This is a genomic window from Acinetobacter sp. YH12152 (assembly GCF_013418285.1).
GTDB classification, from domain to species: domain Bacteria; phylum Pseudomonadota; class Gammaproteobacteria; order Pseudomonadales; family Moraxellaceae; genus Acinetobacter; species Acinetobacter amyesii.
The window spans coordinates 34,914-44,074 of sequence record NZ_VPCH01000030.1 but is presented as its reverse complement, the minus strand read 5'-3'; the positions used below and the strand labels follow the sequence as shown (position 1 = coordinate 44,074).

Genomic DNA, 9,161 nt, shown 5'->3' with positions numbered 1-9,161 from the left:
GCCTATTTAAGTGATGTGCTGAAAAGGTTGCCGACACATAAAGTGACTCAGATTGAAGAATTGCTACCACACCGCTGGAAACCTAAATCGAATTAAAAAATAGGCATGGGGTTCAGCGGACGCTTACTTTACTTCTAATCCTTTAACTAGATTATATCAAAGCAGATTCCATCACTTATTAGACATATACTTGGTATTTTATTGTTAATATAGAACATACGGAAGTTACCTTATTTATTAAAATTTAACACTTCTTTAAATAGATAACTTCCTTTTTCTAAGATCAATCTGTGTTCATATATAAGCTAATAGTAATGATTAATTAGATTTTTTGAACATTGAACCGAAGCTAATTCCATTTTCATCTCTTGGACGTTGCCAAGCCTCGAATAAGCTCACCATACTCTTAGCCAAGCTCTTGTCATCACTAATAGAACCTATTGGGAATGAGGTTAAATAATCTGCTTCCGAATCCAATACATGCAGAATTATCACCACAAATTCATTTTCAACTGCAATGATTTCACAATTACCGTCAAGTAACCCTTCTTTAATACCGTAAAAATATTTTTGATGTTCTTTTGCAATGATCTTTCGATAATTTTGTAAGGAAACACGATCTCGCTCATCTGACATCGGTAAAAAACACTTTAGCTGTATTTCATCGTTTTGTTTATTTTTGAGTTGTCCCAAAGCATTGACAAATGTATTAAATCTAAGAGATTTACCCCAAAATGCATCATCTGGAGCTAACCAATAAATATTCTGTACAGGATGATTTTTCGCAAGAATATCTTTGATTTTATTCAATATCAGTTTTGAATTACCTTGGCTATAACAAGGTCCAATAAACAGGTGATTTCCATTATTTGCTTCATTTCCCATAGGATTTAAGCTATCAAATAATGCAACTGATGCTAAAAAACGACTATCTTTAAAATATTGATGCAAATTTAACTGTTCGAAGCCTTCAAGGTTCTTCACGATATCTCGAATATTATTTCCTTTCTTACTCTGACCCAATACCTGATAAGTCTTATCTTTAAGCTCATCGCTCATAATAGAATCCAAGACTTTTATAGGTTGTGGATCGGCTTGAGCATCTATATTAAGGTCTAGCGACTTACGTACAGTGCATTCCCTAACCTTCTTTACAGTTCCCATTTTGTAGATGGCCGGTCTACCATCCATTTTTTTTAGGGTGATAATGTCATCTTCAATGAGTTGATAAAATTGCTTCTGAAATCTATCTCGAACAATACTTTCACTATTTGCTGCATGTTCGCTTGAAGCGATTAGTTTTAAGCCGTACATATTAGTATCAGGATTCTGAGCTATGTAATTAAAATTAGTAAGCTCATAAACTAGACCATGTGTATGTTCCAAGATCGAAGCAACCTTAGGTATAGAATCCACAGTTGTAAAGTATTTCATTGATTTGTTTGTCAAATGAAATAACCCATCTTGTTTAAGCTCAATCTCGTTATTTGTAATCAGTTGATCTAAAACTATCCGTGACTCTCTTTGATTCATACCCAAAAAGTTTGCAATGTTTTTGACCGACATTGGGCTGATACGCAGTAAACGCATAATCATTGAATCAATAAATTTTGGCATTTGGCTTGATGTATAACTGAATTTTATTTCAAACTTCTGTGCCGGAATCAAAATATCAACATCATGATATGGGATGCTGTAATTACTCATGACTGATACCTCGACTTGTCTTTGTTTTGATATTTGCGTTTAATTTGAATTCATTTTTTCTATCAGCAATATATTGGTAACGTGTCCTATCGCTTGAATACTCCTTAATATAGTTAAGCACTTCACCAAGCGGTGATTCTTGATGTTTTGGCATACTCCATAAACGTGAAGCACCAAAAATAACTAAACGATCCATTGCCCTAGATAATGCAACATTAATTCGGTTTGGCATGTTCATGAATCCAATTTTGTTATCTGGGCTATTTCGGGTTACAGACAGAATGATGATTCTATTCTCTTTCCCCTGATAACTATCGACAGTATCAATTTTTACTAATGATCTAAAATCTTCATTCCAAGCTTTCGAATTGAACTGCTTGCGTAAATAACGCTTTTGTTCACCATACATACATATAATGCCAATCGGAGGCTCATTAGGCTTAGATCGTTCTTTTAACTCTTTTAGTAACTCCTCATCTGCATGAATTTTTTCTAACAAACCAATAATCTTACGAGCCTCATGCTTGTTAAAGAAGGTTGTTCCAACACCATCACTAAATTTTTCAGACGTATCGACCCATGTGACAGTAGAACGTAATTCTTGAACCGAACAATGCTGGTATATATTTGGTACGATTCGAACCATTTTCTCTTGGTAAGGCTTACCTAGAGGCTCAATAACGCCTGTTACTAATTCCTCATCATAGAAACACGCAGAAACCATTTCTCCAATTGCTGGAGCCATACGATATTGAACTAATAACTTACCCTGTACAGCCTTACCATACGGCGAATTAAATAATCGTTCAAAATCACTTTTTAAGTTCGCTTCAATACGGTTTTTTGTAAATCCTAACTTTCGACCAAGGGCTTTAGCATGTTCAGGTGAATATAATGGAGGTAATTGTTTATGATCTCCAACTAATAAAATGCGTTTAGCAGATTGCATCGCAATAGCCAATTCTGAAGAAATTGACCTCGCTGACTCATCAATAATGACCCAATCGAATGATTGGTTCGCAATGTCAATAGAGTGATGTCCTATACCTACACAGGTACCGCAGATAAATTGTCTAGTTTTAGAAAGGTATGTTTCGTAATTAGCATTTGGACTATCAATCAGTTGATCATAGTCGAAAGCAATTTGCACCAAGGCTTTAGCGTTATTTGCAGCCTTACCCTGAACCTCAAAAGTCTCGTCCAGCATCTCCCATATTTGAGTTTCTCGATCTAGTATCTGACGACTATTCCATCCTAATAATGAAGTATGCAATTCCTTTGAATAATCCTTAAGTCTTTCGATAAGCTTCGTTGACAGGTTATTCCATTCAGCCTTGGAGATTAATTGATTATCTTCTGATTCTGTTGATATCCACATTCTAGATAAGTGACCAAACAAATGTACTTTTAAAAACAAAGCACATGCCAAATAATCTCTGTCAACGCCTATCGACTGACTCAAAGAAAGAACTCGATCTTCCATTTCCGTTAAGAATAGATTGCGATGTGTGGATATGATCGAATCCGAAAATACATCTTTTAGATTATTCGATACTGCATTCTCTCTGTTACTGAAACGTACAATCTCTAAAGGCGTATTTAGGCGGTGCGAGTGTTTTCTTATTCGTTCAGCAGCAGTATTAACAGCTTCATGTGATTGACTGACCATCAATACATTATTGACGTTTTGTTTTTCAAAAAGAAAGTGAACAAATGCTGCAATAAATTCAGTTTTACCTGTTCCTGGAGGACCTTGTAGAATTGAAACAGGCCCGTAGTTTATTAATTTTCGAAAAGCCTCGCGTTGAAGACTGTTCAGACTGACAACAACCTCACCTTGCTCATTATGTTGATCAAATCTCTCGAAGTCCTTATCAGTGACTGTAATATCATAGTGAGTCGGTCTAATATCTGAATTAGGCTCGAAATATTCTACCAAGTTTGGAATATCTGATTGTCTTCTTAGAATTTGCTCTAAAGCATTTTTTCTTTTCAAGAATGAAGATTTATCAGCTTTTGTTCTTAAATATAGAACTTCACCAACCTTAATTTTATCGGCGTGTTTAACACCTTTAACTCTTAATTCGCCTGCAAGTGAGTTCTGAATATCAATATCACCTACTCGAAATTCTCTATCTTCTCCATTAAAATCAATAGTCTTGTAAATTAGGCTTATAAGTGAATCTTTAGGAAACTTATCTAATACATCATTATCATCTTCATATCTTGCAATGTAAATTTTACTATCAACCAAATGTAATGGTTGTGACAAGACGATATATGGTAATGCCTCAGTCTCAGTCTCTAAAATTGCCTTCCATAGCTTCTTAGTATCAATATTTAGAGCAGCTAGTTTCTGAATATCATCGCTTAAGTTGTCATCTCTAGATTTTGATGAATGTTCTACTGGAAGTTGATTTTCTTGTGTAAATAATTGTTGATCTGCCTTGTAGTCTTCAGATAACTCCAAATTTTTACTTACATCAACACTTTCATCTTGATCATTAGCTTGCTCTTGAAGGACATCATTAATAGCTGTTGAAAACTCATCGATTTTAAAAAGAAATTCTGATAGTTCAGCATATTCAGGTCTACCTACAGAATGTCTAATATCAAGAGCCACATTTATTTCAAGCATAGCCTGATCTATGACGTAATGTGGAACAACGTCTGACTCACGCACTCCAGTTACAAAGCGTATAGTCTTACTATTTGGATCGAGAATAAACTGTATTGACCCTCCAACACCTTGCATCTTAACAATAATATCATTTGCGTTACGTCCCTTTTCTAATGCTAGATAAATACGTTTATTGTCTGCAAAAATTTTAAGCTCTGTAAACTTATCAGGCACAGGAATTCGAAGTGTCGGAGTATCACCATGAATTTGTTCAGTTTCTATACTTTCTAATAAACGGTTTAGATCACCCAAAGGATATTCTGATTCTTTAAGTTCTATATTTACAGCATCGCTAACCCATTTGAATTCTGAACTATCACTTCCTATTTCAAATCCTAGAATTTCACATACCAATACCATAATTGCATAATTTTGGCACTGTTCACTTGTGGGATTATCAATGTAGGATGGGTAATACTTACTTTCGTGATCTAGATATTCATTAATATCAATAATGTCATTAAAAATAAAACTGTTATCATTCAAATTTAATAAGAGGCTTTTTTGGTCAATTCTTCCGATTGGCAAACCTAACTTGTGTAGATGAATGATGGCCTCAATCAAATTAGCTGCCAACAATAATTTTGATTCTTTCGTAGTTTCAATTTGATCAACAGTTATACCTTCAACAAAATTGCTAACTAGAAATAAAGATCTTGATTTTAATGAAATACCAAATCTTTCTATGCTTGGTAAATATGATAAATTTTGGGAGTTAGCTTCCTCAATACGCTCAAAAAAGTGCTGATATTTTAAAATATCGCTAGATGAAAATTCATTTACATGAACATCAGCCCATTCTTTGACACATAAATTACCTGAACGATATAAGATAATATCGTTCTTTTCATCTTCATAAATTTCATCATCTTCTGGATATAATCTATTCAGTCTTTCTGAAGTGATATATTCATTTAAACATGAAATATCGGCTATAAAATCTACGGCTTGAACAGGTCGTTTTGCATTGAACTCTCTAAACAATTGGCTAGCATCATCTATTTCAAGATTGATAGCCTTTCTCACTAAGTTTGCTAACCAATGGTCACTATTAACACATATATTATTTAGAGCTTTTGGGGTTAAACGAATATTCGACCACAAATGCCATGCGATAACCCCTAACATATAGACGTCTTTTTTAAACGCTTGTACATTAGCAATTTTTGATTCTTTCCCATCAGCAATAAATACTAAATCAGGTTGTAAATCACGAATATTATTAGCTATATTTTTTGAATCTGATGTTAAAAAATGTGAAATAGCCACATCTTTTTCAGGCGATATCCAAATACAATGCGAATTAATATCTCCATGTGATATACCTAGGTTATGCATCTCAGAAAACTTGCTGAGTAAAATCTGAATTAGATTTAACTTATCTTCTTCATTCAAATTCGGGCAAATCGTAGTAATAAAATCATTAAATCTAAGATGACTTTGACGATACTCAACCAATTCATTGTACTGTTGAGTAATTTGCTCTTCATTTGGCATGATTAATGGAACAAGTGCCGTATTGTACAAATGGCTGCTTTGTTTAAATTCAGCACTAATAACTCGCTCATGATTCAACAATGCTGCTCTCATTTTAGGAGATTGAATACTCAATTCCTTAAAATTTGAAAACATCCACTGTCTTATGATTGCTTTGTCGGAGCGTGAAATAGTTGAGGTAGCTTCGTATTCGGTATATAGCTTTTTAGGGTGACTTAGAATCTCATCATCTTGCTTATATTTTTGAACAATGATTTTTTTAGGTTGTGTAACTTTCTGCATAAAGACTTTATCAATAAGGTCAAAATCTTTATAAAGATGCTGGGCACTTGGATGTGGCTTAAATTCTTTATTAAATGAATGCTTATCGGCAAATTTTAAGAATTTATCAAGGCTAATGACATGATTTTTTTCATCATCGGGCAGATTTGAAAAATTAACCTTGCCACACATTACAACAAAGAAATACACCCTTGGAACAAAACCAGGATTTCCCTGAAATTTATCTTTGAGCCCCTTTAATTTATTGACAAGGATGAATTGTTTTTGGCGTGTCAATGAAACAGGTGATACCCCCATATCACGCTCGTCCATATACCAATTACCATTGGCAGACTTAATCGATTTACCATTCCAGTTTTTCAATTCAATAACTATGAGAACACTGTTAGTAACTAAGATTAAATCAAACTCTGCTTCTTTTTTTGAAATCTTATCAACTAATGTATAGCCGGCATAACCATACCAAGGACTATTTTTTCGCATTTCATCGTCAACACTAAATGCTTCTTGAATTTTGGAGATAGCTTCAGTTTCGTGCTGATGAAGCCCATTTGCTTGGGTTTTAATAATTAAAGACATAAAAAGTTAAATCCATAAAACATAGATATTGAAAATCAAGTCAATAAAAAAATAGATATTAAGAATTAAATCAATTAAGTGGTAAGTAGTTGAAATAAAATTAATTAATATATGAATATAAGAAATAAACATAAAAATACGTCCTGTAAAAAAACAGATTAAAAAACAAATCCATAAACCATAGACGTAAAAATAAAATCTATAATTTTCTAGACTTGCAACTTTTACTAAATTTAAAACTTGGTGATATAGTTATGGCCAGTACAATTGTGTACGAGCTCAAATTTAGGTAGGTCTTTTTAGTTATCTTTCCTTGGCTATAATTGAGCCATGAATAATTAATTGAATATAAATTATTCATTTTTTCAGAAAAAGTAAAGTATTTTTTTCAATAAATCATACTATTAAGTAAAACTTAAGAAACTAGCCATTAATCAAATTTACATTTTTTACAACTATAAATTTTTGAAAAGACAGTTTTATAACTGATGCTAAATACCATAAAACAAAGCAACACTCTTCTTAAGTGTTGCTTCTTGTGTTGTTTTTTATAACAACAATCATCAATGTTTTAAATTGCAACACAACTTTCATGAAATTATAAAATAATAAATATATATCAATATTTTAATCAGACAACACAGAAATAAGGTACTTATAATGGGCAATAGTATAATTAAGACTTTGATATTTAATTTTTTTAATTTATTGATGCTTAAATCTTTCATCTGTGTAACAAACTTGATTTGTTGCTCTTACACATCAAACATATTTTGTGCCGCCAAGATCCTACGCAATACTGACAATATTATTTGTCCTGCTACAATCCTCAGACAAGAAAAAAGCCATAACAACGATTGCTACGGCTAATTCACATTAATTTCTATATTTAAATCAGCCTACTGTTTACCTGATTGTTGATTTAGGAAGATTTGATTTCCTCACTGCTAAATGCATTTTCCTTTCGCTCTATTTGATCCGGCTTTAAGAATGATGATGCAATAATCGCAATCACTGCAAAGCCTGAAATATACGCAATAATTAAATTTGGGCTTCCATCACCAATACTTAGCAATTTTGTCGCGATTAATGGAGCTAAACCACCACCTAGCACGCCTGCAAATTGAACTGAGATTGAAATACCGCTATAACGTATTTCTGCTGGAAATTGGCGCGAAAATAACTGTGACTGCGGCGCATACATCAAAGGAAAAACCACACCAATACCAATCACTATGGCCGTCCAAACCCATACTGGATCTTTAGTATTTAACATCGCAAAAAATGGATAGCTGTATAAAGCCAGTACGCATAAACCAAATCTAAACATGTTTTTTTGCCCAACTTTATCAGACAAATGTCCAAAAATTGGCGTAATAACCATGATGACTGCAGCACCACAAATCGTTGCAAACAAGATATCTTGCCTAGGAATATTTAGCTGTGTGGTGGTATAGGCTAAAGCAAATGTCGATGCCAAATAGAACCAAGCATTTTCAGCAGCTCGAGATAAAATAATCGTAATCAACTGCTTAGGATGATTTTTAAACACTTGTTTTGCTGGAACTTTAATTGATTTGGTTTGAGCTTTAACTTTTTCAAAGTCTGGTGATTCAGGTACTTTTACACGAATATACCAACCTACAGCCAGTAAAATAATGCTGGCTAAAAATGGTAGACGCCAACCCCAGCTAAAAAGTGCTTCTTCAGGCAACATTGAGACTAGACCTAAAGCCACCGAAGCGAGCAATAAACCACCACCTGTACTGGCTTGCGGTAAACTTCCCCAAAAGCCTTTTTTACCCGCTGGCGCATGCTCTACCGCCATGAGGACTGCTCCGCCCCATTCTCCACCCATGGCCATGCCCTGTATAAATCTTAAAATAATTAAACAGACCGTTGCCCAATAACCAATGGTTTCAAATGTCGGTAACAACCCAATCATCACCGTTGGAATACCCATCAACATTAATGTGACCAATAACATTGATTTACGACCAATTTTATCGCCGAAATGACCAAAAACAATTCCACCAAGTGGTCGACCAATAAAGCCTACAGCATAAGTGGCAAATGCTGCTAATACGCCAGTTAATGGATCAAGATTTGGGAAAAAAAGTCGATTGAAAATGAGTGCTGCGGCAGCACCATAGATAAAAAAGTCATACCATTCGATGGTTGTACCCACCATGCTGGAAATACCCGCTAAACGATGCGAGGACTTAGCTGGTGGAGCTGTGTTTCCCTGTACATTTTGCATTGTTATCTTCCTTATTCTGCAAGATATTTCTACGTTGCATTTTCACGATGCTTGATTTGTATGATGATTTTCTTCATGAAAATCAATATTTTTAGATCTTATATGTGTTTAATTTACGCTGAGTCACTGGTTCATATCGAACATAAAATCAAATAT

4 protein-coding genes are annotated in these 9,161 nt (G+C 34.0%); 1 reads left to right on the top strand and 3 read right to left on the bottom strand.

Annotation, left to right across the window (positions count from 1 at the left end):
• A partial coding sequence (locus tag FTU83_RS10870; RefSeq protein WP_179992416.1) for a transposase domain-containing protein occupies positions 1 to 96 on the top strand: 96 nt, incomplete at its 5' end.
• Between the two features lie 222 nt (positions 97 to 318).
• Here the strand turns inward: FTU83_RS10870 and FTU83_RS10865 are convergent.
• From FTU83_RS10865 to FTU83_RS10855, 3 genes are all read right to left on the bottom strand, one after another.
• Positions 319 to 1,707 (bottom strand): hypothetical protein, encoded by a 1,389-nt coding sequence (locus FTU83_RS10865; protein ID WP_180027270.1) that lies wholly within the window; start codon positions 1,705 to 1,707, stop codon positions 319 to 321.
• Entirely contained in the window at positions 1,700 to 6,745 is a 5,046-nt protein-coding gene (locus FTU83_RS10860; protein WP_180106505.1) for an AAA domain-containing protein, read from the bottom strand. Before FTU83_RS10860 ends, FTU83_RS10865 begins: the two co-directional genes overlap by 8 nt.
• A gap of 922 nt (positions 6,746 to 7,667) precedes the next feature.
• Positions 7,668 to 9,005 (bottom strand): MFS transporter, encoded by a 1,338-nt coding sequence (locus FTU83_RS10855; RefSeq protein ID WP_180106503.1) that lies wholly within the window; start codon positions 9,003 to 9,005, stop codon positions 7,668 to 7,670.
• Positions 9,006 to 9,161 lie beyond the last annotated feature (156 nt).

Bases quoted from the DNA above. Each gene is read 5' to 3' on its own strand.
- FTU83_RS10865 (WP_180027270.1), bottom strand. From the start codon at position 1,707: ATGAGTAATTACAGCATCCCATATCATGATGTTGATATTTTGATTCCG.
- FTU83_RS10860 (WP_180106505.1), bottom strand. From the start codon at position 6,745: ATGTCTTTAATTATTAAAACCCAAGCAAATGGGCTTCATCAGCACGAA.
- FTU83_RS10855 (WP_180106503.1), bottom strand. From the start codon at position 9,005: ATGCAAAATGTACAGGGAAACACAGCTCCACCAGCTAAGTCCTCGCAT.